Annotated in this window: 19 protein-coding genes; 8 read left to right on the forward strand and 11 right to left on the reverse strand. The window is 54.1% G+C overall.

Going from position 1 to position 24,292, the window contains the following annotated elements; genetic code table 11:
- Positions 1-36: 36 nt before the first annotated feature.
- From NF683_RS12345 to NF683_RS12355, 3 genes are read right to left on the reverse strand one after another with little or no spacing between them, the layout of a single operon-like run.
- Positions 37-819: an FkbM family methyltransferase gene (locus NF683_RS12345; RefSeq protein ID WP_253920137.1), complete on the reverse strand. Its 783-nt coding sequence runs from the start codon at positions 817-819 to the stop codon at positions 37-39.
- Positions 819-2,798 (reverse strand): glucans biosynthesis glucosyltransferase MdoH, encoded by a 1,980-nt coding sequence (mdoH, locus tag NF683_RS12350; RefSeq protein ID WP_253920138.1) that lies wholly within the window; start codon positions 2,796-2,798, stop codon positions 819-821. Before mdoH ends, NF683_RS12345 begins: the two co-directional genes overlap by 1 nt.
- Positions 2,791-4,320, reverse strand: coding sequence for a glucan biosynthesis protein (locus tag NF683_RS12355; protein WP_253920139.1), 1,530 nt, complete (start codon positions 4,318-4,320; stop codon positions 2,791-2,793). The genes mdoH and NF683_RS12355 overlap by 8 nt, the downstream gene beginning before the upstream one ends.
- A gap of 176 nt (positions 4,321-4,496) precedes the next feature.
- On the opposite strand from NF683_RS12355, the gene NF683_RS12360 reads away from it, so the two are divergent.
- The gene (locus NF683_RS12360) at positions 4,497-6,110 is read left to right on the forward strand and encodes an alkaline phosphatase family protein (protein ID WP_253920140.1); all 1,614 of its coding nucleotides are present in this window, start codon (positions 4,497-4,499) and stop codon (positions 6,108-6,110) included.
- Between the two features lie 50 nt (positions 6,111-6,160).
- Here NF683_RS12360 and NF683_RS12365 read toward each other — a convergent pair whose 3' ends face one another.
- The 4 genes from NF683_RS12365 to NF683_RS12380 form a co-directional block, all read right to left on the reverse strand.
- Positions 6,161-6,511, reverse strand: a complete 351-nt coding sequence (locus NF683_RS12365; RefSeq protein WP_089038825.1) for a DUF4870 family protein — start codon at positions 6,509-6,511, stop codon at positions 6,161-6,163.
- A gap of 18 nt (positions 6,512-6,529) precedes the next feature.
- The gene (locus NF683_RS12370) at positions 6,530-7,462 is read right to left on the reverse strand and encodes a lysophospholipid acyltransferase family protein (RefSeq protein WP_253920141.1); all 933 of its coding nucleotides are present in this window, start codon (positions 7,460-7,462) and stop codon (positions 6,530-6,532) included.
- A 3-nt stretch (positions 7,463-7,465) separates the two neighbouring features.
- Entirely contained in the window at positions 7,466-7,858 is a 393-nt protein-coding gene (locus tag NF683_RS12375) for a DUF4870 family protein (RefSeq protein WP_038482241.1), read from the reverse strand.
- 87 nt (positions 7,859-7,945) lie between these two features.
- Positions 7,946-8,329 (reverse strand): VOC family protein, encoded by a 384-nt coding sequence (locus NF683_RS12380; RefSeq protein WP_038482244.1) that lies wholly within the window; start codon positions 8,327-8,329, stop codon positions 7,946-7,948.
- A 39-nt stretch (positions 8,330-8,368) separates the two neighbouring features.
- Between NF683_RS12380 and NF683_RS12385 the strand changes: the two genes are divergently transcribed.
- Entirely contained in the window at positions 8,369-9,016 is a 648-nt protein-coding gene (locus tag NF683_RS12385; protein WP_089038823.1) for a class I SAM-dependent methyltransferase, read from the forward strand.
- A gap of 24 nt (positions 9,017-9,040) precedes the next feature.
- Here NF683_RS12385 and NF683_RS12390 read toward each other — a convergent pair whose 3' ends face one another.
- The 4 genes from NF683_RS12390 to NF683_RS12405 are packed head-to-tail and all read right to left on the reverse strand — an operon-like array spanning position 9,041 to position 15,519.
- The gene (locus NF683_RS12390) at positions 9,041-10,165 is read right to left on the reverse strand and encodes an ABC transporter permease (protein ID WP_253920142.1); all 1,125 of its coding nucleotides are present in this window, start codon (positions 10,163-10,165) and stop codon (positions 9,041-9,043) included.
- Between the two features lies 1 nt (position 10,166).
- Positions 10,167-12,932 (reverse strand): ribosome-associated ATPase/putative transporter RbbA, encoded by a 2,766-nt coding sequence (gene rbbA / locus NF683_RS12395; RefSeq protein WP_253920143.1) that lies wholly within the window; start codon positions 12,930-12,932, stop codon positions 10,167-10,169.
- Complete coding sequence (locus tag NF683_RS12400; RefSeq protein WP_089038820.1) at positions 12,929-13,999, reverse strand: HlyD family secretion protein; 1,071 nt, start codon at positions 13,997-13,999, stop codon at positions 12,929-12,931. Before NF683_RS12400 ends, rbbA begins: the two co-directional genes overlap by 4 nt.
- 17 nt (positions 14,000-14,016) lie before the next feature.
- Positions 14,017-15,519, reverse strand: coding sequence for an efflux transporter outer membrane subunit (locus NF683_RS12405; RefSeq protein ID WP_253920144.1), 1,503 nt, complete (start codon positions 15,517-15,519; stop codon positions 14,017-14,019).
- 347 nt (positions 15,520-15,866) lie between these two features.
- Between NF683_RS12405 and NF683_RS12410 the strand changes: the two genes are divergently transcribed.
- The 6 genes from NF683_RS12410 to NF683_RS12435 all read left to right on the forward strand — a co-directional run bounded on the left by NF683_RS12410 (position 15,867) and on the right by NF683_RS12435 (position 24,221).
- Complete coding sequence (locus tag NF683_RS12410) at positions 15,867-17,237, forward strand: MFS transporter (RefSeq protein WP_253920145.1); 1,371 nt, start codon at positions 15,867-15,869, stop codon at positions 17,235-17,237.
- A 180-nt stretch (positions 17,238-17,417) separates the two neighbouring features.
- Entirely contained in the window at positions 17,418-19,208 is a 1,791-nt protein-coding gene (locus tag NF683_RS12415; protein WP_253920146.1) for an acyl-CoA dehydrogenase, read from the forward strand.
- Between the two features lie 199 nt (positions 19,209-19,407).
- On the forward strand, positions 19,408-20,781 hold the full coding sequence (locus NF683_RS12420) for a solute carrier family 23 protein (protein ID WP_089038817.1): 1,374 nt from the start codon (positions 19,408-19,410) through the stop codon (positions 20,779-20,781).
- Positions 20,782-20,827: 46 nt separating this feature from the next.
- Positions 20,828-22,459 (forward strand): acyl-CoA synthetase, encoded by a 1,632-nt coding sequence (locus NF683_RS12425; protein WP_089038816.1) that lies wholly within the window; start codon positions 20,828-20,830, stop codon positions 22,457-22,459.
- An 18-nt stretch (positions 22,460-22,477) separates the two neighbouring features.
- Positions 22,478-23,326 carry a 3-hydroxybutyryl-CoA dehydrogenase gene (locus tag NF683_RS12430; RefSeq protein ID WP_253920147.1) on the forward strand — a complete coding sequence of 283 codons (849 nt, stop codon included), beginning with the start codon at positions 22,478-22,480 and terminating at the stop codon, positions 23,324-23,326.
- 121 nt (positions 23,327-23,447) lie between these two features.
- Positions 23,448-24,221, forward strand: coding sequence for an enoyl-CoA hydratase-related protein (locus NF683_RS12435; protein WP_253920148.1), 774 nt, complete (start codon positions 23,448-23,450; stop codon positions 24,219-24,221).
- Positions 24,222-24,292 lie beyond the last annotated feature (71 nt).

A 24,292-nucleotide genomic window follows, 5' to 3' on the forward strand; every position in this document is an offset into this window, starting at 1 on the left:
TTTAAAAGCCGTGTTTTAAAATCGTTTTTTGAAGAGTTATGCGGCTTCGTTTAACAGCGGATGATCGGCGCGGCAGGCGTAGAGATCCCCAGAGGCTAAGCCGTCAACGCCATCGTTAAGCCACTGGGTAATGGTTTCAGGGGTTTGCCAGGTTGCCCAGCGAAAGTGGCGTTGCTCACCGGCAATTGCATTAAAGCGGTAGTCGCCAAGACGGGACAGCTGTTCAACGCAGGCATGGCTGACCTCTAACACGCCCGCAACAAACTCGACTGAAAGTGCTGCTACCGGATGGTTAAGACCCATCAAGACTTCTGCTTCAAACCCTTCAACATCAATTTTTATAAAGCTTGGTTCGCCGTAAGTAGCGATCAGTTGATCCAGTGTGGTGACTTCCACTCTTAGCTGCTGTTCCCACTGTACGTGCTGAAAGCCAGGATTTCGTTCGCCCACCTGATGTCGCCATTCGGTCGCTAGGGTAGAGAGGGTCGGATTGCTAACACTGATGGCGATATCCGCATAGCCGGGTTGCGGTCCAGCGGCCAGTGGTAAGAGCGTGATGTTAGGCTGATTAAGTATCCGTTTAAACCAGTTGGCCAGTGCTGGCTGTGGCTCCAGTGCTACTACCTTAGCACCTAGCGCGTGGAAGGCGGCACTACGGTCGCCTAAGTGAGCGCCAATATCAAAAGCGATATCGCCCGGTTGAATAAACGGACGATATAACTGTTTCAGACCCTTTTGCCTTCCAGGCCGCCAGTAAATAAACAGTGAACGCGCCATACCGCTGGCACTGCGCAGCCGATCAAAAAAAGCAGAAGGCATTAGTAGGGCTCCTTAACGGATGGTGCATGCTCGATTGCTGTTTGAACGTGATGGCGAAATGACTGGCAGGGCATATCGCCTGGCTGTTCTTGGGGAGGCGCTAGAGCAAGTGTTAGCGACGAGCGAGCTAAGGTGGCATTGGGTTGATGGCTGCGGTTTTCTAACGCGACAAAGTCCTCCAAAAGCGGTGGTTGTTGTGCTGAACTAGGTGTTTGCAGTAAGCCGAATCTGCGGCTAACGAGGCCTCCCCAGGTGGCACTGCTGGAGTATTTCACCAGCGGAGCAGCTCCAATCAGCCCCAGCCATGCGGGGGTTAACCAGCCGAACGCCGAGGGTGAAAAAAGCATCATCGTGCCTGCCCAGGCTATACCGCACAGCGTCATCCACCCGGTGTGGTGCCATGTCTCTCGCCAGCTTAGCGAGCGCTCCCCCCGGTGTTGGGTTTGCCAGTCGATAGCTCGGCCAATCAACACGTTGATGATAAATAAGCTATGCCACGCCATCATCAGTGGCGCAATCAAAGCGGCAAACACAATTTCCAATAACGTGCTGGTGACAAGCTTGAGTCGTCCGCCATACGCATGGGGGCATTGCCAGAACGTTAGCAATAGCCCCAACAGCTTGGGCGCAATCAGCATACCCAGCGTTACACTTAACAGCCCCAGAGAGAGGGCTTCAGGCAACGCTGGGTTTGAGGTGGTCTCAATGGCTTGATACCCCACCATCAGGCTGGTGCAGAGCAGAAGCCCAAGCCAAACAAGCGAAGAAAGGTAGGCAAACGCGCCGAATAAAAAGTGGAGTCGACTAATCGGGTGAAACCCTGCGCCGGTGAGTAGGCGTAAGTGCTGCAGATTGCCCTGTAGCCAGCGGCGATCACGCTTGGCAAAGTCGAGCATGTTACTCGGCATGGCTTCAAAGCTGTTGTGTGACGCGCTAGCGTAAGGGTTATGACGAGATACGGCGGTGGTCGCAGAGGTATCGAGCAACACCTGCCAGCCACCTCGTTTCAGGAGAGCCGCTTCGACGAAATCGTGGCTTAATAGCTCTCCTCCCAGCGGAGGCTTTCCTGGAAGGATAGGTAGCCCTGCATGGGCCATAAAGGCCCGTGTGCGAATAATCGCATTATGGCCCCAGTAATTTGCCGCATCGCCCTGCCAGAAGCTTTGGCCCGCTGCCAACATCGGGCTGTAAAGTGCTGAGGCTAGCTGGGTAAAACGACCAAATAGCGTGCGTTGGCCAACGGGAATAGGCACCGTTTGAATAAGGCCTACGCTGGGTTGGCGCTGCATCCGATGAACTAAATGCAGTAGTGTAGCGCCACTCATTAAGCTGTCGGCATCTAGCACCACCAAGTAGTCATAGCGGCGGCCCCAGCGGCGGCAAAACTCGGCAATATTGCCAGCTTTTCGGCCGTCATTATTAGGGCGTCGCCGATAATGAACGGCTATCTGCCCAGCAAGGCGCTGTTGCAAGGCAGCTACATGAGCCGCTTCGATGTCTGCCATGGTCATGTCTTGGGTGTCGCTCAATACAAACACTTCAAAGTGTTTGTTGATAGCACTGGGTGTCCCTGCACCATACGTTTCTGCTTGCTGGAGAAGTGAACGACACGTTGCTTCTAGCCCTGCAATGGTCGGGATGGGAGGCTCTGCATAAATAGGCATTACTAACGCTGTGCGGCTGACTAACAGGCTAGCATTAGGATTTTTAATAGTTTGGCGACGTAAACTGAGCGGATCTCGGCGTAGCGCACAAAGCACAAAGCCACATAGTGCCCCCCAGAAAGCCAGCGCTATCCAAGTGAACGTTAATGCAAATAGGATCAACATGGTGAGCTGCCAACCAATGGCAAGGTTGGCAACGACCTTCGCCATCGCAACGCAGCCACCGATGCTGGTGGCTAACACTGTAAAAGCAAGGAAGGCTCGGCGACCGTTAAGCCAGGGCATCGAAGGCCGCAACGCGTGGAGGTCAGGCATCGGGATACCACACGTAATTCCAGGTTTCAGTAATCGGCTCTCCTTCGACCATCAGCCGTAGCCGGATATCGCTGGGTTCGCTGCTGGGGGGTAATCGGAAAGTGGCCCGTTGGCCGTTGTTGGGCAGTGTTTTGACTTGAGGTAGTAATACCTCGCCATTGAGCACACTGATGTCCAGCTCGATTGGCTCGCTTGATGTCAGATCATCCAGTTTGCCGCCCTGGAAATCGACGATGAATTGGCGCTGATCAGCAGACGGGGAGTCGGCCTCGCCTGGAACCGCTGCGCTGCCATGGCGGGTGCGCACAACCTTGCCCAGTGAGTTAGCCCCGGGCTGTTCATTGAGCGTAAAGGTTCGATAGTGAAGGCGGCGAGACTCGCCAGCAGTGAGCGGCTCTTCAGCGACCCAATAAGCCACTATATTGTCGTGAGTCTCATCTGGCGTGGGAATTTCGACGAGTTCTACATGCCCTGGTCCCCAGTCAGCAAGGGGTTCGACCCATTGGCTAGGGCGGCGATGGTAGCGGGCTTCAAGGTCCAGGTAGCGGCTAAAGTCCCGCTCCCGCTGCATTAGACCAAACCCAGAAGGGGCATCGTCGATAAACGCTGATACGCGAAGCGATGAGGGGTTTTGCAACGGCCGCCAAATCCACTCGTCGGCCCCCGTGTGTATTAGCAAACCATCAGAATCATGTACCTGAGGACGAAAGTCATCAGCTCGTTCGGTGCTGGCTTCCCCAAAGGTGAACATGCTGGTGAGCGGTGCAACCCCTAGCTTTGCTATATCAGAACGTGCAAACAGCGTTGCTTCTACATCTGCCTCGGTGCTCTCGCCCGGCGTTAACGTAATGCGGTAGGCTCCGCTTAGCGATGGGCTATCCATGAGTGCGAGTAGCGTAACGCTGTCAGAATCTTCATCAGGCTTATAGAGCCAGAATTCGCGAAATTCGGGAAACTCTTCACCACTGGCTAATGCGGTATCAATGGCAAGACCACGGGTAGAAAGACCGTAGGCTTGGTCGCGGCCAACTAGACGGAAGTAGCTTGCGCCAAGAAAAACAGCAAATTCATCGGCATAAACATCACTATTGATAGGATAGTGCAGCCTAAAACCGGCATGACCGCTGCCCGTTAAATCATGCTCTAACAAACGGTTGGCATCGCCATCGTACTGAAAGTCATCGGCCGAGAAAGAGAGTGGTTCAACGTCACCATCGTCGATCACATTAATCGTGACGGGGGGTTGAAATATAAATCCGCTATGAAATAGCTGCATGCTGAAAGGGCTTTCATCGCGCCAGTAGGCTCGCTCGGGATTGAAACGGATTTGTCGATACAGGTCGTAATCTAACGACGTCAAAGCGCTGGGAAGCGTCTCATTTGGGGGTTGATAAGGCGCATCGGCCAGGGTTTGGGCGCGCTCAATAACGTAGTCAAAAACATCATCATCGTTAGCAGGCGCAGAAAAGGCGATCAGGCAGTTAAGCGACAACATCCATTTTGCTGCAGTACGAACACTCATGGGCGAGTTCCTTTCGATTGCATGCCAGCGTAGTAACCATAAAATCAGTATATGAAATATTTCAACAAAAGTTATACCATTTGTATTGTTGGTACATGATTTTTATGGTCATGTGCAAGCTTTAAATTCCATTAAGCGTGTAATATTTAGGTGATTACTATGCTGTTGAAGCGCTGATGATTCGTCTTCTACTCACGTGTATAACGCTCAACTTTCTACTGGTATTGCCGCTTTGGTGGCGTTTCGGTGAGATTGGCTCTCCTCTAATTGCGTGGGAGGCATGGCTTATAGCCCCTGCGATGCTGCTTATTCGCCCCGGTAGCTTACGTCGCTGGTTAGCTATTTTGTTGGTAGGTTGGCTGGCGTTGGTAACGATGGCCAACCTAGGCGATGCCGCGACACACACCGCGTTTGGGCGATCACTAAACCTCTATCTAGACGTGCCCTTGGTGCGCTCTATCTACCATTTGCTAGTAGGTAATGTAGGTCAACTGGCAGCAACTTTCCTGATGTTGTTGGGCAGTGCGACCCTGCTAGGTAGTTTATGGATGCTGCTGCGATTGCTGTTGCCCGCTCAACCGTTATTGGTGAGGCGTGCTTCAGGTGCTCTAGCCATCCTCGTGATGATCACCGCGGCAGGTTTTGCGGTTTCCGAGGCTAACGGCAAGCGATTAGTCGCTAAATCAGCGTTGCCTGCTGTTAACACCACGCGTTTCCAGTGGGAGCAGGTGGTGGCGACTCATCGGGCGAGAGTGGCGTTTAGCGAACAGCTACAGGCGTCACCATTAGCTCCTAAACCATTACCTGGTTTGTTAGGGCGCAATGTCTTATTAACGTTTATTGAATCTTACGGTGTGTCGGCCATTAATGATGCTCGCTACAGCAGTGTCGTACTGCCTACGCTAGATGACATACAGCAACGTTTGGGTCAGCGGGATCTATACGCTGTTTCGGGGTTGCTAGAAGCGCCTATTCGGGGAGGTCAGTCTTGGCTTGCCCATGCCACGGCTCTAAGCGGTCGCTGGATTGATAATCAGCTATGGTATCGGCTGATGCTGGAAAGCGATCATTCAACGCTGATTAATGATTTTAGTCGCACGGGGCAGCGGACGCTCAGTGTCATGCCTGCCATTACGCTGGCTTGGCCAGAAGGGCTGGCCTACGGATTTGATCAGATTGCAGTAGCGAAAGATTTACCCTATGCCGGGCCAGCGCTGAACTGGGTCACGATGCCCGATCAGTTCACGCTGGATTACACCCAGCGATATTTGTTGGGTGAGGCGCCGGTATTCGCGCAACTCGCACTTATCTCCAGCCACGCGCCATGGACGCCAATTTTACCCGTTTTCGAAGACTGGTCGATGATCGGCGATGGGCGTGTTTTCGCCCCTTGGGAGGAGGCCGGTGATCCGCCAGAAGTGCTTTGGCAGGATATTGAACGCATCCGTGACCATTACGCGTGGTCAATAGACTACGCTGTGAAGGTCACAGGGCGCTGGGCTGAGCGAGTGGTTGATGACAACACACTATTGATTGTACTTGGGGACCATCAAGCGGCACCGCTAATTACCGGCGACAACGCCAGTGCAGCGGTGCCTGTGCATGTGATTAGCGGAGACCCCCGACTCTTAGCACCTTTTAAGGCACGTGGTTTTATTGATGGCATGCTGCCATCACTGAAAAGCCCTGAAGAGGCCGCGAAAATGAGCCAACTGCGTCATTGGTTACAGCAAGACTTTGGCACACCAGCATTAACCTCTTCTGGGTCAACGACAGGGGCGACACCATGATCCAGCCCGTCATCCTTAGCGGTGGTGGTATAGGGGCTTGCTTAGTTGTGTTACCAGAGCCAACTGCCAGGACGAGCTGGCGGCTCTCCCTTGCGCACTGCGAGCCAGCCAATAATACAGCGCACACCAAGCCACACGGCTAATAGCGGCCATAGTAAGGTGCCTACTAACATCAAGCTAAGGGTAAAGGTGACGAAAAAGTAGAGGCAGCCTATCCAAAAAGTCCGGATCAAATAACGGTAGTGAGCTTGCAACCACGGTGCTGCCTCTTTGCGATATACGTAAGCGACTATAACGCCAATCAACAGTGTAATATTGGCTGTTACTAGACCCGCTAAGTAGAGCGCGTAAATGATCTGGGGTGGGCGCGTTTCCTCAGTGGGACTATAACGCTGGGTCATAAATTACCTCGTTACCCGTTAGTAAATCCGAAATTCTTTGGCGTTTGCCAGCCCTTGCTGTTGCTCTATGACCTTGCGATAGCGTTTGTATTCCCATTGATACTGCGTTGGATCAAGTGCAATTGACGCTTCTACGCTAGCGTTAACACCGGTGGCTGAAACCACATCATCGGCGCTGTAAACCTGCTCATCGGCGTCAAGGAAATGAATTTCAAATCCCTTGCCGGGCACCCGTAAGGCAACGCCGGTGACTACCCTTGCCTGAGTGCGGGCGACCAGTTTCGGTAGCAGCGTTGCCGTATAGGCATCGCGCCCATAAAAAGGGGCGAATACACCGCTGCCCCAGTTAGGTTCTTGATCCGGTAAGATGCCAATAGCTTCGCTGCGCTTAAGTGCTTTGAGAAGGGCAGCGACGCCTCTGGCGTTGGTGGGTACCAAGCTGGCTCCCATGCGCTCGCGGCCATGGCGAATAATAGGCTCAAGGTCGGCAATTTTGGGTGGTTCGTACATGGCGGTAAAAGGGAAGTGGCTGGAGAGCCAAAAATTAAGCACCTCCCAGTTACCAAAGTGCGGAGCAAGCACAATGACGCCGCGGCCTTCGGCACGTGCGCTGTCTAGCTTATCTCGGCCATGAACCGACAAAATGCTGGCTTCTACTTTTTCGGGCGCAGCCATCCACGCATGGCCAAGTTCCAGCATAGTCGCTGCCGAGTGGCGCAGGCTTTGTATGGCAAGGGCTTTGCGCTGGCTGGCAGTGGCTTCTGGGTTAACCACTGCCAGATTGATTTCCGTCACCTGACGCTCTCGTTTGCTAAAGCGATAGACCAGCGGACCTAACCGCACGGCGATACGCCAAAGCGCGCCAAGCGGCCAGCGCGCCAGTAGTTTCCAAAGTGATGTGATGGCACGTGCTTGGAAACGTGATTTGTTAGAAGGTGACTGCTCTGCCATAAGTTACAGGAACCAGCTGTCAACGTTGGTTGGCGCACGCTTCTCCTGCAGACCCTTAAAGCCTTTCACACAGCGAACAATAAACCATACGGCCAGTGCCAATAGCATGGGGATGCCAATCAGAATAAACGTTAGCAACGTGGCGATGCTGCCGTAGAGCAGCCCAATCCAAAACGTACGGATCTGGTAACGGTAGTGCTCATCTAGCCATTCAGGGCCTTTACCACGATAGACATAGGCGATAACGATGCCGACCAGTGAGGTAAACCCTACCAAAAAGCTTGCCAAATAAAGCGCGTAAATCACCATCGCCATGGTGGTATCCGGCTGTTCTGAAGACGTACTTTCGTTAATTACTTCACCTTCTAAAGGTGCTTTGTTGGCATCGTCGTGCATAACCGATCCTTTTTGCTATTCGCCATGAGGCGTCCCCGAGGACGCCGTTAAAGCTCACTATGATAGCGCGGCTGGCGCGGCTTATCATTAGCGGGTAGCAGGTCGGCAGATTTCTAGCAAATTACCGTCTGGGTCGCGTAAGTAAATTGACTCAATGGGACCATTAGCGCCTTGGCGAGCAACCGGGCCAAGCTCTACGTCAATAGCAAGCGCATCCAAGTGCTGTTTGAACTCATCCAGCGGCAATTGGCAGCGCAGGCATAAATCCAGGCTGCCTGGGGTCGGGGTGGCAGAAACAGGCGCAATATCAGTGTCGGTTTGATGCAGGCGCAGTGCCGTGTCGCCTAGCATAAGATCCACTCGCTGCGCGTCTCGGTAGCGCACGTCTAGCCCAAGCACACGGGAGTAAAAATCCACGGCGCGACCCATATCAGTCACCGTAACAACAAGATGGTCAAAACCTGAGAGCATGCCACTTTCCTTAAAACAAACGTAAAACATGAGAATACGATGATGCGACGCTGTCCGCTATGCAATACGCCTAAACCGGCCCTTTATCACCAAGACCGTCGCCGCGATTACTACCAGTGTGCCACGTGCGCCTTGGTGTTTGTGCCTGCCGAGCAGCATTTAGATGCGCATCAAGAAAAGGCAGAGTACGACCAGCACCAGAATTCGCCGCATGATACGGGATATCGGCATTTTTTGGGGCGCTTATTTGCCCCGCTAGTGGCTAAGCTGCCACAAGATGCCCATGGGCTAGACTTTGGCTGTGGCCCAGGGCCTACGCTGTCGGTGATGTTTGAAGAGGCGGGGTTCACGATGGCGGTTTACGATATTTTTTACGCCCCAGACGTTGAAGTACTCAACCGCCAGTATGACTTTATTACCGCTACCGAGGTGTTAGAGCACCTTGCGAGGCCCGGCGAAGAGCTTAGTCGACTGGTCGAGAAAATAGTCCCTGGGGGCTATCTTGGGGTCATGACAAAGCGTGTCAGTACCCCAGCAGCATTTGCCCGCTGGCACTATATAAACGACCCGACGCATGTGAGTTTTTTTAGTGAAGCGACGTTTTGTTGGATAGCCGAACGTTGGGGCATGGTGGTGGAATTTCCCGCAGCGGATGTGGTGTTGCTCCGCCGCAGACCATTATCTTGATGATTCGGTGCCATAGTTCATGACTCATGCCATCTGGCCGATGGCCTTGCGAAAACGCGATAAAGAAAAAGCGAATAGAACGCTACCGATCAACAGCAGCAGCAGAAACTGCGGCCATACTACGTTTATCCCCGCACCTCGATAAAGGATTGCCTGACCCAGTTCAACGAAGTGAGTGGTTGGGGCGAGCAGCATGATGTGCTGGACAATTTCCGGCATGCTTTCGCGTGGTGTCGTACCCCCGGATAGCAGCTGCAGGGGCAGCAGTACCAGCACCATTAGCATGCCAAATTGTGGCATGTTGCGTGCAAGGGTGGCGAGAAAGATGCCCATAGAGGTGGTCGCGAAGAGGTGGAGCGCTGCCCCCACAGCGAACAGTGCCACTGAGCCTGCTATCGGCACCTGTAAGGCCCAGCTAACAACTAAATAGAGCGAAAGCAGTGCGGAGACCAGAACCACCAGGCCCATTGACCATATCTTGGCCAGCATAATTTCCGTCGGGGTGACTGGCATTGCCAGTAGATGTTCAATGGTGCCGTGCTCTCGTTCGCGTATCAATGCCGCGCCCGTGAGAATGATAGAGAGCATGGTAATGTTATCGATGATAGACATCAGCGATCCAAACCAGGCTTTTTCGAGCCCAGGATTGAAGCGCGCTCGCAGCACTAGGTCGACGGGTGGAGCGCTAGAGCTGCGGTAACGTTGAGTAAACGCGTTGATCTCGTCCATGACGATCTGTTGGATATAGCCATTGCCAGTAAATGCTTGGCTCATGCGTGTGGCATCGATATTGAGTTGAATCTGAGGGGCGTGACCAGCCAATACGTTGCGCTGAAAGTCGGGTGGTATATTGAGGACGAAAGTGTACTGGCCTGCATCTAGCCCAGGGTCAATCTCATGAAGTGAGATCTTGTCTGGGATAGCGAATTGGGGGGGATAGAACGCCGTGATGATACGAGATGACAGCGGCGAGTTATCTTCATCAACGATGGCGATAGGAGCCATGTGGAGACTTTCGGGCAACGCGGTCGCCTTGGTGTAGACCGAGATACTGCACACGTAGGCGATCAGAATTAGCATAATCGGGTCGCGGATCAGGCTCCATAGTTCCTTGACGCCCAGTCGGTAGATAGTCAGGACACTATGCATCTCAGCGCTCCTGATTTTTTAGCAGGAAAATAGACAGTCCCATGATCGTTGGTACCGCGATCAACAGTGGTATGAATAAGGCATAGAGGTCGCTAAGCCCCAGTGCTTTGCTGAACACACCGCGCGTGATGGTTAACATATGGGAAGTGGGGTAGATGGTGCCAATGAAACGTCCCGCGCCTTCTAGTGAGCTGACCGGGTCGATCATTCCTGAGAATTGCACGGCGGGAATCAACGTGCCGATGATGGCGAAGAACATCGCTGCGATTTGGCTGCGCGTCAACGTCGAAGCGAGCAATCCCATGCCCGTTGCGATAATGCTGTAGATCACTACTGCTAACAGCAGCGTCAGGAAGCTGCCTTTGATGGGCACATCAAATAGCGTGACCGCGAGCAATGCCATTAGCAGAAAATTGATGATAGCGAGAGCGATATAAGGCAACTGCTTGCCGACTAGGAATTCGCTACGGGTGACTGGCGTGACGTAGAGGTTGATGATCGACCCTAGCTCTTTTTCCCGCACGACGGCCAACGCGGTCAGCATCGCCGGTAGCATCATTAACAGAAGCGGGATGACTGCTGGCACCATGGCTGGCAGGCTCTGAACATCCGGATTGTAGCGAAAGCGGGTTTCGACATTGGCAGCGGGGGCAGTGACATTAGTCGCGGCTTGCGCTGCTTGCTCGAGCAGCCACTGTCGATGAATGCCCTGCACGTAGCCGCGTGCGGTTTCAGCACGCTGGGGCATGGCACCGTCAATCCAGGCGCCGATTTCAACCTGGCTTCCTCGCTTCACATCACGGCCAAAGCCAGGAGGGATTTCAATGGCCAGGGTGAGCTTGCCACTGCGCATGCGCTTGTCCATATCTGCGTAATCAATCAATGGCGGTTGCTCGATAAAGTAGCGGGAGCCGGCAAGATTCATCGCATAGCTATTGCTCAGGGTCGTCTGGTCGCGATCAAGGATGGCATAGCTGAGATCCTCTACGTCCAGGCTGATGCCATAGCCAATGACCAACATCAGGATGAGTGAGCCAAGCAGGGCAAGAGTGCCGCGCACCGGGTCGCGACGAAGCTCCAGCGATTCTCGCCAAGTGTAGCTAAGTAGACGCTGGAGACTAAAAGCGCTGTGTTTTACATTGTTAGGCGCCGTGCTGGGCGATACTTTGGCCACTGGGGTGGGCGTTGGCTCAGGCGCTTCTTGGTTCTGTTCGTCGGCGCCTGCTTCGGTTAAATAGCCGATGAATGCCTCTTCCAGAGTCGCTGCTCCACGTTTTTTCACCAGTGCCGCAGGCGTATCGCTATCGAGCACTTGACCGGCATGCATCATCGACATGCGATCACAGCGCTCGGCTTCATTCATGAAATGGGTAGAAATGAATATGGTCACCCGGTCACGGCGCGCTAGTTCAATCATCAGCCGCCAGAAGTTGTCGCGGGCAACAGGATCAACCCCAGAAGTCGGCTCATCCAGGATCAGTAGTTCTGGCTTGTGGACCATGGCCACCGCCAGCGAAAGACGCTGACGGATGCCGAGTGGCAAACTTTCCGGCAGGCTGCCGCGTACCTCTTGTAGGTCGAAGCGTTTCACCATCTCATCCACGCGGGTGGCTATCTCCGCTTCAGGGACCTGGAAAAGCCGGGCGTGCAAGATAAGATTCTGCTCAACGGTTAGTTCGCCATACAGTGAGAATGCCTGGGACATGTAGCCCACACGACGGCGGGTGTCGATATCGCGGGTATCCACCTGTTTGCCGAACAGCCACGCTTGGCCTTCACTGGCGGGCAACAGACCAGTAAGCATCTTCATGGTGGTTGATTTGCCACAACCATTGGAGCCAAGAAAACCGAAAATCTCGCCACGCCGGATCCGAAAGCTGACGTGGTCGACGGCGACAAAATCGCCAAAGCGCATAGTGAGGCCCTTAGCCTCAATGGCGACTTCATCGTCATCTTGTGCCAACGGCGGAATATGCACGGGTGCATAGTCGCGTTTTTTCTCTTCCGGTAGCAGGGCGATAAAGGCAGCTTCCAGGGAGTTGCTGGCAGTACGCTCTAGCAATGCCGCTGGCGTTCCGGTAGCCAGAATTTTGCCGTCGTCCATGGCCACTAGCCAGTCGAAGCGTTGGGCTTCATCCATGTAAGCGGTCGCAACCATGACACTCATCTGCGGGCGTTGGCGACGTATACGTGCGATCAATTCCCAGAACTGGGCGCGGGCCAGCGGGTCGACGCCGGTGGTTGGTTCGTCGAGGATCAATAAATCGGGGTCATGAATCAGCGCGCAGCATAACCCCAGCTTCTGCTTCATGCCGCCGGAAAGTTTGCCTGCTGGGCGGTCGAGGAATCTGTGCAGCCCCGTACTACGGGTTAAATCGTCGATTCGGCGGCGTCGTTCGGCATGCTCATGGCCGAAGAGGCGGGCAAAGAACTGTAGGTTTTCCTCTACTGAAAGCGTCGGGTAGAGGTTCTTGCCTAACCCTTGGGGCATGTAGGCAATGCGCGGGCAGATAGTGTCGCGATGACGCTTGTTGGCCATATCGCCGCCGAGCACTTCTACTTGTCCTTGTTGGATCGCGCGTGCCCCCGCAATAAGCGCTAACAGGCTGGACTTTCCAACGCCATCAGGCCCTATCAGCCCAACCATGCTGCCCGCAGGGATTTCCAGATCGATGCCCGCCAGGGCAACCTGCTTACCATAGTGCAGTTGGATGGCTGATAGTGTTACTACCGCTGGCGTAGATGATGAGGGCGGTGTTGCTATCATTGTGGTACCCGAACAGCCAACTCAGCAGGCCACTCTGCGTCGGGGTCAAGCTTAACCCAGGCTTCCCCAGGGACACCGGTTTTAACTTGCTCAAGATGACGTTGTAGAAGGTCTCGATCAATCTGTGCTTTCACTCGGAACATTAATTTTTGTCGTTCTGAAGCGGTCTCTACCGTCTTAGGCGTAAATTGTGCCGTGCTGGCGACAAACGAGATGCGTGCCGGTATGACTAGGTCAGGTGCCGCATCCAAGATGATACGTGCCTCGCTGCCCAGCGCCACACGACCTGCTTGTTCGGCAGGTAAGAAGAACGTCATGTGTACGTCGCTAAGATCGACCAGGTTCAGCACTCGCCCTCCACCTGGAAGTACCTCGCCAGGCTGGGCAATACGAAATTGCACACGCCCTGCACGAGGCGCAACCAACTGGCTGTCGGTGATGTCTGCTTCGATACGCGTAATGGTGGCTTCAGCGGCAGTAACCGCAGAGCGGGCGCCGGTCACCTGGGCGCGGGCCGCCGCTATGGCCGACTGTGCAGCATCCACCTGGGCGTTAGCGGCGGCAACGGCTGCTCGTGCACTATTGACCCGAGCGCGATCATCATCAAGTTCTTGTGCCGAAGCGGCTCCTTCACGCGATAAGGTTTCCGAGCGAGCCAAGCGGCGTTGAGCCGCATCAAGTTCACTTTCACGCTGAGTCACTACGGCCTGAGCGGCAAGATGGTCGCTTTGCCGCAGAGCAACCTGTGCTTCCGCACTGAGTACGGCATTGAGTGCTTGTTGATACTGGGCTCTTGCCTCATCGCGTTGCGCCTCCAGTACCTGGATCTGCATGCGCGCCAGGGGTTGACCAACGGTGACAAACTCACCTTCATCGACCAGGACTGCGTCAACGCGTCCAGGAAGCTTGGTAGCGATATCGATTTCAGTGGCCTCGATACGCCCATTACCGCTAGCAAAGCCTTCCCCCAGGCCTTCGTCGCGTAATTCAGTCCAGTAATAGTAGCCTCCAGCAGCAATAAGGATTACCCCAGCGGCAAGGATCAGTTTCTTAAGCGAAGAATGCATATTGCTAGGCCCTAATGTCATTCAGCATGAGGTGGAGTAAGAGCGGAAGTGCTTGTCACAGCAGCTGATCCGCCGCCGAGAGCCGTGTATAAGGCCACTCGGGCTGACAGCAGTTGGCGGCGAACTGCTAGCCGCTGCTGCTCGGCGGAAAGCAAGTCGCGCTGTGCATCCAGAACTTCTAGGTAGGGCACCGCACCGTTTTCATAGCGCAGCATGGCTAGGCGGGCACGCTCGCGCTGTACTGCTAACATGTCATTGGCAGTTTCTACTTGCTCAGCTAGCCAGTGGTTAGCAGCCAGTGCGTCGGCAACATCACGGAAGGCTTGCTGGATGACTTGCTCATATTCGACTATGGCTTGTTCGTGGCGTAACTCGGCCAGTGTCAGGTTGGCTTTTCGGCGACCGCTATCAAAAATGGGCAGTGACAGGGTGGGGGAAAAATTCCATGCCTGGCTATCAGTTCCTAGCAGGCCGTTCAAGTCAGCACTCGCCGTGCCCAAACTACCTGTCAGCGCGATACGTGGGAAGAAAGCCGCGCGCGCAGCACCAATATTAGCGTTAGTAGAACGCAGTAGGTGCTCGGCGGCGCGAATGTCGGGGCGGCGGGTCATTAGCTCCGATGGCAGCCCCGGTGCTAGAGGGGGCAGAGTATCATCCGCTATTTTATCCCCGTCACTTGTTACCTTTTCGATAGGTGAACCAACTAATAGCGCCAAGGCGTTGGCTTGCTGAGCATGGGCTTGCTCCAACTGAGCACCTAGTGCCTTGGCCTGCTGCAGCAACATTTCAACTTGGGTGAGTTCCAGTGGTGACGTTGCGCCTACTTCGACGCGTCGGGTAAATATCCGCAGTGACTCTTGCCGACTGTCGATGGTGCGGCGTGCTAGCTCCAAGCGCGCATCAAGTTCCTGAAGACGAAAATAGCTGTCGGCAACCTGAGCGATAAGGCTGATTTCGGTGGCGCGCCGTGCCTCGTCGGTGGCTAGGTACTGCTCGAGGGCAGCCTCATTAAGGCTGCGTATTCTCCCCCAGAAATCTAGTTCCCAGCTGCTAAAGCCGACGCCCGCCTGGAACTGATTGCCAATCCGCGTACGTCCGCTAGGGCTCAGGTCAGAGGGTGTGCGTGAACGCTCACCAGCAGCTTGCACGCCAAGTGTGGGTAGCAACTCTGCATGTTGAATACCATAGGCTGCACGTGCTTGCTCAACGCGCAATAAAGCACTTCGCAAATCATAATTAGTGGTCAGTGCCTGTTCGATCAGCGCTTGTAGCCTGGTGTCGGTGAAGTAGCTGCGCCAAGCAATATCAGCACCAGCAGCCGTTGTTGGCATGCGCTCATCTGGGTAAACATCGGGCAATGTTGCTGCTGGCACCGAGTGAGGGGGGGCCAGCGAGGTGCAGCCAGACAGGCCCAGGACTAGCAGCATGATCGCTAAATATGCCACCTTGTCTTGTTGCTTAGGGGCGGACCGATATTTCATGCGAATGACCGCAGGTAAGGGAGCGAACGTATTGGGCATCTGATTGGCCATGGCAAATAGAAAGGAGACCTCTCCGTGTCAAATGAGTCGATACAGTGCGTGTGTCTCAGCCTGGAAGGCGTCAGTATGGCAATGTTTGTTCTAGCATTTGTTGATGTAGGGCAAGAGGGCTAATGACGCAGCCAGCGCATTCAATATCGGCTGCTTTCTGGTGAGTTGCAAATGCGCTTCTCACTATTGCGGATTACACTGGCAATGGGTAGCGAAAAAAACTGGTGAAACCCACGGAACGAGTGTAGATTCGCCGCCCGATTCTGCGGTTGGAGTTTTCTCCGGCCATGTGTTAGCCCTGAAGGGGGCTTTTATTCTGTGAGGCAAGAAGCGATATGTCGCGGCAACTGCTAGCCATGGCGTTAGCGCCCTTATTAGGGCTATTTATTCTTGGGATTGGCAATGGCTTTCTCGCCACGCTGATCTCCGTGCGGCTAGACGCTGCGGGTGAGTCGGCAACGGTGATAGGTATTGTCTCCTCGGCTTACTTTATTGGCTTAGCACTTGGCGCGCTATTCAATGACCGCCTGCTGCTGCGCATAGGGCACATTCGTGCATACGGTAGCTTCGCCTCGTTGGTCGCTGTCACGGTGCTATTGCAAGGGCTGTTTTTCGATCCTTGGGCGTGGTTTGTACTGCGTTTAATTGGCGGCTGGGCCACCGTGGGCGTTTATTTAGTGATTGAGAGTTGGTTGCTGACATCAGGCGAGCAAAAAGTACGTGGCCGATTGCTAGCGATGTATATGATCTCGCTATATGCCGCGGGCGTGATTGGGCAGTTGCTATTAGGTGTCACCAGTGCCATGGGGGTGACAGCGCCCTTTATGGTGATTGGCCTATTGGCATCGTTATCGGTGTTGCCTATGGCCATGATTCCGCGGGTGTCACCCATTATGGAGCACGCTGAGCCGCTACCGCCGCACCGCTTGATTACGATGACGCCAACAGGGGTAATGGGAAGTTTAGGGTCTGGCATGGTGGTGGCTGCCGCCTACACCTTGCTGCCATTGTATTTGCAGCGCATTGGTATGAGCGTCAACCAGGTGGGGCAAATGATGGCTGTCGTGATTCTTGGCGCCATGCTGCTTCAGTATCCGATTGGACGCTGGTCTGATCGTCACGACCGCCAAATCGTATTGATCGCCATCAGCACTTTCTGTGTGGTGATTTCCGCGGCCATGATATGGCTTCCGATGTCGACCCCTTTACTGGCGGCGCTGCTGTTTTTACTCGGTGGCGGTGTCTTTGCGCTTTACCCGGTGGCGGTTAGCCATGCCGCCGACCGTGCTCCGGCGGGAGCGCTGGTACGCATGAGCCAGGGCCTGCTATTGATCAACTCTATTGGGGCTACCATCAGCCCGCTAATGATTTCTCCAGTAATGACCGCGATGGGCGATGCTGGGTTGTTCTGGGCGTTTGGCTCGCTGAGCCTGTTTTTTGTTGTATTTTTCAGCTGGCGACGCAGTGTGCGGCCTGCGCCAGTTCCTGTGGCTCCCTTTACACCGACAACGCCGATGACCGCAGCAGGTGCCGAGCTAGTGGTTACTGAGGAACTGATGCAAGGCGCGCTCGAGCATGAGCACCTGGAAGACCTTTCTGATGTTGTACCTGACGTGGATGCTGTCGAACCCATCGTTGGCCCACCCTCAGAAGATCAAGCTCATATTGTTTATTACGATGATGTGGAAACTGAGGCGCGTCGATAACCCGTGCTGTGAGTGGGTGAAACGTAGCTGAAAACGTAGCCAAAAACGCAGCTAGCGGACTGACGTTAATTCAGCAGGTGAGACCTTGGGCTAATGGTGTGATGAAAGTAGTGAAACTACTATTCGTGATAGTGTTTTTACTAATTGCTATTTATCACCGATTTTCTCTGAGGTTTCGCCATGAATTATTATGCCGCGCCGGTACGCGATTTACGTTTTGTACTCGAAGAGCTACTCGCGCACCGCTCGCTTGCACTGCCTGGCTTCGAAGAAGCCACGCCCGACTTGGTCGAGGCGGTGCTGGAAGAGGCAGCAAAGCTTGCAGGCGATGTGTGGGGGCCGCTAAATAGTGTCGGTGATCGACAAGGTGCTAAGCGCCACACCGATGGCAGTGTCACCACCTCAGAGGGTTTCGCAGCGGCCTATCAGGCGTATGTAGAAGGCGGCTGGAACGGCATTGGTGTTTCTGAAGCGTTAGGCGGACAAAACCTACCTGAGGTGGTCGCCAGCGCTGTTCAAGAAATGCTTCACGGTGCCAATATGGCCTTGGGTCTTTGCCCCATGTTGACGGCAGGCGCAATCGAAGCGCTGGCGCATCATGGTAGTGAAACGCTAAAAACGACCTATCTCCCCAAGCTCGTTGAAGGTACCTGGACAGGTACCATGAACCTGACGGAGCCTCAGGCAGGCTCCGACCTTTCTAAAGTACGTACCAAAGCCACCCCTGAAGGCGACCATTACCGCATTAGCGGCCAAAAAATCTATATCACCTGGGGCGAACACGACGCCGCCGAAAATATCATTCACCTTGTGCTGGCGCGAAAACCCGATGCGCCCGAAGGCAACAAGGGCATTTCGCTGTTCCTAGTGCCGAAGTTCCTGGTTAACGCAGACGGCTCGTTGGGCGAGCGCAACGACGTCACCTGCGCCTCTATCGAGCATAAGCTGGGCATTCATGGTTCGCCTACCTGCACCTTAAGCTTTGGCGAAAACGACGGCGCTATTGGGTATCTGGTGGGTGAAGAGGGACGTGGTCTTAACCACATGTTCACCATGATGAACGAAGCGCGCCACAAAGTGGGTATTCAAGGTATCGGGGTGGCTGAGCGTGCCTGCCAGCATGCGTTTGCTTACGCCTTGGATCGCACTCAGGGGAGAGCGCCTAAATCTCGTGGTGGTAACGAATGCTCGATCAGCGACCACTTAGATGTGCGCCGGATGCTGCTCTCAATGCGCGCCCGCACCGATGCCCTTCGTGCTCTGGCGCTTTACTGCGCTGGCCAGCTTGACCTTGCCCGACACAGTGAAAGCGACAGCGAGCGCCAAGCTGCTCAGGCGTGCGCCGATGTGCTGATCCCTATCGTCAAAAGCTTTTCGACCGACCAAGCCGTGGATATCGCTTCAATGGGTATTCAGGTACATGGCGGTATGGGCTATGTGGAAGAAACGGGTGCCGCCCAGCTACTTAGGGATGCACGCATCGCGCCTATTTATGAAGGCACGAATGGCATTCAGGCCCTCGATTTGGCGGGGCGTAAGTTACAGCGTGATGGTGGAGCCGCGTTATCTGCGTTAATTGATGAAGTGCAAAAAACCGCTGAGACAATGCGCTCAGAGCCTAGCCTTGCAGGTATGGGCAGTGCGCTGGCGGTCGGTGCCGATGATCTGCGTGCCGCCATGCAGCTTGTGCTTGAGCAAGGCAGTGACCCGCAAACTGGCCCAGATGCAGTGCAGGCTTATGCAACGCCGTTGCTCAACCTAGCTGGCCATGTGCTATGTGCTTGGCAAATGGGCAACGCCGCACTTCACGCGACCAGAGCGCTGCAAAAAGGCAGCGATGAGCCGTTTTATCGCGTCAAGTTGTCCAGCGCCAACTTTGTTATCACCCAGTGGCTGCCTGCTGGCCGCGCGCAACGCGCGGTTATCGAAGCGGGTATGCAGTGCCTGAGTGATTTCGAATTAACGCCATAAACCACCGACAAGCTTAAGTGCTTTAACCACTTATTTCCGCCGACCCATTGGGTCGGCGGCTTACGTTAAGACGCAATGAAACGGTCGTTTTAAAACGTATCGTTGTGCTTAACCGCGCCAGTGCGCCTGTGCGTATTGTTGCGCTGACTCTTTTTCCCGGTTCACAACAACATTAATGACTCAAACCAAGGAGTACTTCATGCAACTTAAGCACCGCCAGCACGGCGAAGAGCAGCCATATTGGCCCTTAGGGCCGTTTAAAGTGCGGCTCCCCTTTGTCCATTATCGCTGGGAAATGGCGGAGATGATTCAAGGACTCATCATGTTTGTGGTTAGTCTGGCGATGATTCCACTTTTAGAGCAGTACCTTGGTTTACCTTATGATGTTGCCTTGGCTTATGTGGTGGTGTGCGGCGTCGGCTTTATGCTCCCTGCGCTGTTAGGCGTGCCAATGGTGCCTGGTTGGATTACGCCTGCGGTGCCGGTGGTGTTAGCCTTCCTAGGAGATTTTGAGCCAGGCCCAGAGGCTATTCAGGCGCTGTTTGCACTTCAATTCTTGGTCTTTCTGATTTTCTTAATTTTAGGCGTCACTGGGCTGGGCCGTAAGCTGGTTCACTTGGTGCCTAACTCCCTCCAGGCAGGCATTATTATTGGTGCCGGTATTGCGGCTATTACTGGTGAAATACAGCAGGGCGGGCGCTTAGCTGAGACCCCGGTGTCACTGATCGCTGGTATGTTAATTGCCATATTTATGCTTTTTTCAGTGGCCTTTAAGCGCTGGGTAGAAGAACACGCGATCATGCGCAAAATTGCCAACTACGGCATGGTGCCAGGCATGATTATTGCGATCCTGGTGGCTTGGGCGATTGGTGAGTACCCGCGCCCTACTATTGAGTGGGGGATTACCCAGCCGAACTTCACCGAGATGTGGAACTACCTACCCTTTACGGTCGGCTTTCCTGGCGCTGATGTCTTTATGCTGGCCATACCCACCGCGGTGATCGCCTACGTCATCGCGTTCGGCGATATCGTCGTCGGGCGTACGTTGATGTCTCGTGTTGACCATATTCGTAGCGATGAAAAAATCGACTACAGCACGGATCGTATCCACCACGTCACCGCTATTCGTAACGGCATGCACGCTTTCTTTGCCCCCTATCCTGGTTTGGCGGGCCCGATCTGGACGGCCGTTACGGCCACCATGGCTGAGCGTTATAAAAATGGCCGCCATGCGATGGAATCGATTTATAGCGGCGGTGGCACTTTCTGGATTACCGGCTTTATTGCGCTATTCACCCTGCCATTGGTCAGCATGTTTCAGCCGGTGCTGCCCATTGCACTTTCGCTTACTCTTCTGCTGACTGGCTATATTTGCTTAATGGTGGGTATTGAACAGACTAAAACCACTGCTGAGCGTGGCGTTGCAGGCACGATGGCCGTAGTGCTGGCGGTATATGGTGCAGGGTGGGGGTTAGCCGCTGGAGTCGTACTGTACGTGTTAGTGCAAAAAACAAATATGTTCGGGCGTGAGCCTTCGGCTACCCAAGAAGCGGAAGAGCAAGATCAGCGCTAACGATAAAGATGACCAACACCAAAACGATCAACATAAAAGGTGATTTATGAACGCATCCATTTTTGAGCAGGGCATGCCGCCCACCGTTGCTAATCATGTACCGCTCTCTCCGTTGACGTTTATTGAGCGTTCGGCGGCGGTGTATCCTGATTACCCGGCGGTTGTGCATGGCACAACACGCCGCACCTGGGCAGAAACCTGGACCCGCTGTCGCCAATTGGCGTCGGCGCTTGAAAAACGCGGCCTTCAGCCCGGCCAAACGGTAGCGGCGATGTTGCCTAACATTCCGGCGATGTTTGAAGCCCATTTTGGGGTGCCTCTAGCTGGCTGCGTGCTCAATACCTTGAATATTCGCCTGGATGCCGAAGCCATCAGCTACATGCTGGCCCATGGTGAAGCGAAAGCCGTTCTTGTTGACCCTGAATTTGCACAGGTCATCAACGAAGCCGTTGCCTTATTAGACGATAAACCGCTGATTATTGACGTTTTCGATCTAGAGTTTTTAGGCGAAACTCAAGGCATCGGTGAGGTTGAGTACGAAGCATTGCTCGCTGAAGGTGATGCTGACTATGTCTACAAACTGCCTGAAAATGAGTGGCAAGCGATTTCACTGAACTACACCTCGGGCACCACGGGCAAGCCCAAAGGGGTGGTTTACCATCACCGTGGCGCCTACCTAAACGCGGTCAGCAATATCTTAGAGTGGGCCATGCCGCATCATCCGGTCTACCTCTGGACCCTGCCGATGTTCCACTGTAACGGCTGGTGTTTCCCCTGGACAATTGCCGCCAACGCCGGTGTTAGCGTGTGCCTGCGCAAAGTTGATCCAAAGCGGATCAACGACCTGATTGTGGATGAGAAGGTCACGCACTTCAGCGGTGCGCCGATTATACTGAACGGCCTTGTCAACCTGCCTGCTGATCAGAAGCGTGAATTTGATCATCCCGTTAAAGTGACCACTGCCGGTGCCGCGCCGCCTGCATCAGTGATTGCGGGCGTTGAGAAACTTGGGATTGAAGTGACCCATGTGTACGGGTTAACCGAGGTTTATGGTCCGGTGACGGTGTGCGCTTGGCGTGAATCGTGGAATGAGTTGCCGCTGGAAGCCCGTGCCAAAATCAAGGCGCGCCAAGGGGTGCGTTACCACATGCTTGAAGCGCTTTGTGTCGCTGACCCGTTGACCCTTGAGCCCGTCGCAAAAGATGGCGAGACCATTGGTGAAATTTTGATGCGCGGCAACAACGTAATGAAGGGCTACCTGAAGAATGCCGAAGCTACTGAGGAAGCCTTAGAAGGAGGGTGGTATCACACTGGCGATCTCGCAGTTTGGCACGCGGATGGCTACATCGAAATTAAAGACCGCTCTAAAGACATCATCATTTCTGGCGGTGAGAATATCTCCACTATTGAAGTGGAAGATGCCATTTATAGCCACCCAGCGGTAGAGGAAGCCGCCGTTGTGGCCAAGCCCGATGAAAAGTGGGGCGAGACTCCATGCGCGTTTGTTAAATTAAAAATCGGTTATGGTGAAATTACCGAAGCCGACATTATTGCTCATTGCCGAGAGCATTTAGCGAGCTTCAAAGTACCGAAGACAATCATTTTTAGCGAATTGCCAAAAACGTCAACGGGCAAAATTCAAAAATTTGTTTTGCGCGAAGAAGCGAAACAGCACTGATTCAGGGGATAAATAACGATGAGTGAACAACCAATCGGTGTAGTGGGAGCAGGCACCATGGGGCAGGGGATCGCTCAGGTCGTCGCTGCCAGTGGTTTTACGGTTCGTCTCTTTGATGTCGCCGATGAGCAGCTTAGCCGCGCCCAAGCCAATATTGATAAAGGCCTTGGCAAGCTGGTAGCGAAACAAAAAATCAGCGAGCCTGCTAAGCAGGAAGCGCTGGCGCGGCTTTCCACGACCACTGATCTCGAAGCGTTGAGTGACTGCGGCATTATTATTGAAGCCGCACCAGAACAACCCGCGCTGAAAGAAAAGCTGTTTCGTGATCTGAGTCATTTAAGCAGCGATGCTATTCTTGCCTCTAACACTTCGTCACTCTCGCTAACGCGGTTGGCCGCTGTGTGTGAACGCCCCGAACGGGTAGTGGGTATGCACTTTTTCAACCCAGTGCCGGTGCTCAAGTTAGTGGAAGTGATTCGTGCCGAGCAGACCTCTGACACCACCGTTGAGCGCATAGAAGCGTTGGCAAAAGCGCTGGGTAAAACGGCGGTACCGATTGGTGATTCGCCAGGCTTTGCGGTTAATCGCTTGTTGGTGCCGATGATTAATGAAGCCGCCTTTATTGTTCAAGAAGGAGCCGCAACGCCAGAGGCCATCGACGAAGCGATGAAGCTTGGCGCTGCCCACCCAATGGGGCCGTTGGCGCTGGCGGATTTGATTGGCCTTGATGTTTGTCTGGCGATCATGAACGTATTGCAGGAAGGCTTTGGCGATCCTAAATATCGCCCCTGCCCGCTGCTAAAGCGCATGGTAGATGCGGGGTATCTGGGACGTAAGAGCGGTCGCGGCTTTCATATATACGAGTGAGCACGCGTAAGCGCATCAGGTCAGTCAAGCGCGACAAAAGAAGTGATTGCCTACCAACCAAGCGTTCGCTAGGGTTGGTAGGTGTTCACTTTAAATGCGTAATAACAATTAAGGAGCCTGTATGAGCGATGCAGTGATTGAAAAAGTTGATAACGACGGTGTGGTACGCCTAACGATTAATCGCCCTAAGGCATTGAATGCACTGAATAGTGATGTGCTGAGTGCCTTAGAAGCTTATCTTGTGGAGCTTGAAACGCATCCACATTTACGCGCTGTCATCATTACCGGTGCTGGTGAAAAGTCGTTTGTTGCCGGTGCTGATATCACCGAAATGCGCGATAAAACGCCAGAAGAGGCGCGTGCTTTTGCTACCCAGGCGTTACGCACCATGAAACGCTTAGAAACATTGCCCGTGCCGGTGGTCGCGCTAGTGAACGGGTTTTGTCTTGGCGGCGGCTGCGAATTGGCGTTGGCCTGCGACTGGGCGGTAGCTAGCGACAACGCTGTCTTCGGCCAGCCTGAAGTGTTGCTAGGTGTGATTCCCGGCTTTGGCGGCACTCAGCGGTTGCCGCGTCGTGTTGGCCCCGCCATGGCGATTGATTTAGTAACCACTGGCCGCAAAATCGATGCTCAGGAAGCGCTGCGCATTGGGCTAGTCAACCGTGTCATGCCCCAGGCTGAGCTTGAAAGCTATGTAGAAGAGCTCACCAAGCAACTTAAAGGCAACGGCCCGCTGTCAGTACGCGGCGCGAAGCAAGCCGTTCACGATGGGTTAGATCAAGATCTTGATAGCGCCTTGGCGCTGGAAACCAGCCTGTTTGCGCTCTGTTTTGCTGGCGAAGAGCAGAAAGAGGGCATGGGCGCTTTCGTTGAAAAGCGTAAACCCAACTTCTAAGCGTTCACTCATTCAATTTTACTTCTTTAGGGGGTGGCGCTTGCGCTACCCCCGTTTTATTCTCAGGCTTA

It is taken from the genome of Halomonas sp. MS1 (genome assembly GCF_024182575.1).
Lineage (GTDB): Bacteria > Pseudomonadota > Gammaproteobacteria > Pseudomonadales > Halomonadaceae > Vreelandella.

Bases quoted from the DNA above. Each gene is read 5' to 3' on its own strand.
- NF683_RS12345 (WP_253920137.1), bottom strand. From the start codon at position 819: ATGCCTTCTGCTTTTTTTGATCGGCTGCGCAGTGCCAGCGGTATGGCG.
- mdoH (WP_253920138.1), bottom strand. From the start codon at position 2,798: ATGCCTGACCTCCACGCGTTGCGGCCTTCGATGCCCTGGCTTAACGGT.
- NF683_RS12355 (WP_253920139.1), bottom strand. From the start codon at position 4,320: ATGAGTGTTCGTACTGCAGCAAAATGGATGTTGTCGCTTAACTGCCTG.
- NF683_RS12360 (WP_253920140.1), top strand. From the start codon at position 4,497: ATGATTCGTCTTCTACTCACGTGTATAACGCTCAACTTTCTACTGGTA.
- NF683_RS12365 (WP_089038825.1), bottom strand. From the start codon at position 6,511: ATGACCCAGCGTTATAGTCCCACTGAGGAAACGCGCCCACCCCAGATC.
- NF683_RS12370 (WP_253920141.1), bottom strand. From the start codon at position 7,462: ATGGCAGAGCAGTCACCTTCTAACAAATCACGTTTCCAAGCACGTGCC.
- NF683_RS12375 (WP_038482241.1), bottom strand. From the start codon at position 7,858: ATGCACGACGATGCCAACAAAGCACCTTTAGAAGGTGAAGTAATTAAC.
- NF683_RS12380 (WP_038482244.1), bottom strand. From the start codon at position 8,329: ATGCTCTCAGGTTTTGACCATCTTGTTGTTACGGTGACTGATATGGGT.
- NF683_RS12385 (WP_089038823.1), top strand. From the start codon at position 8,369: ATGATGCGACGCTGTCCGCTATGCAATACGCCTAAACCGGCCCTTTAT.
- NF683_RS12390 (WP_253920142.1), bottom strand. From the start codon at position 10,165: ATGCATAGTGTCCTGACTATCTACCGACTGGGCGTCAAGGAACTATGG.
- rbbA (WP_253920143.1), bottom strand. From the start codon at position 12,932: ATGATAGCAACACCGCCCTCATCATCTACGCCAGCGGTAGTAACACTA.
- NF683_RS12400 (WP_089038820.1), bottom strand. From the start codon at position 13,999: ATGCATTCTTCGCTTAAGAAACTGATCCTTGCCGCTGGGGTAATCCTT.
- NF683_RS12405 (WP_253920144.1), bottom strand. From the start codon at position 15,519: ATGCCCAATACGTTCGCTCCCTTACCTGCGGTCATTCGCATGAAATAT.
- NF683_RS12410 (WP_253920145.1), top strand. From the start codon at position 15,867: ATGTCGCGGCAACTGCTAGCCATGGCGTTAGCGCCCTTATTAGGGCTA.
- NF683_RS12415 (WP_253920146.1), top strand. From the start codon at position 17,418: ATGAATTATTATGCCGCGCCGGTACGCGATTTACGTTTTGTACTCGAA.
- NF683_RS12420 (WP_089038817.1), top strand. From the start codon at position 19,408: ATGCAACTTAAGCACCGCCAGCACGGCGAAGAGCAGCCATATTGGCCC.
- NF683_RS12425 (WP_089038816.1), top strand. From the start codon at position 20,828: ATGAACGCATCCATTTTTGAGCAGGGCATGCCGCCCACCGTTGCTAAT.
- NF683_RS12430 (WP_253920147.1), top strand. From the start codon at position 22,478: ATGAGTGAACAACCAATCGGTGTAGTGGGAGCAGGCACCATGGGGCAG.
- NF683_RS12435 (WP_253920148.1), top strand. From the start codon at position 23,448: ATGAGCGATGCAGTGATTGAAAAAGTTGATAACGACGGTGTGGTACGC.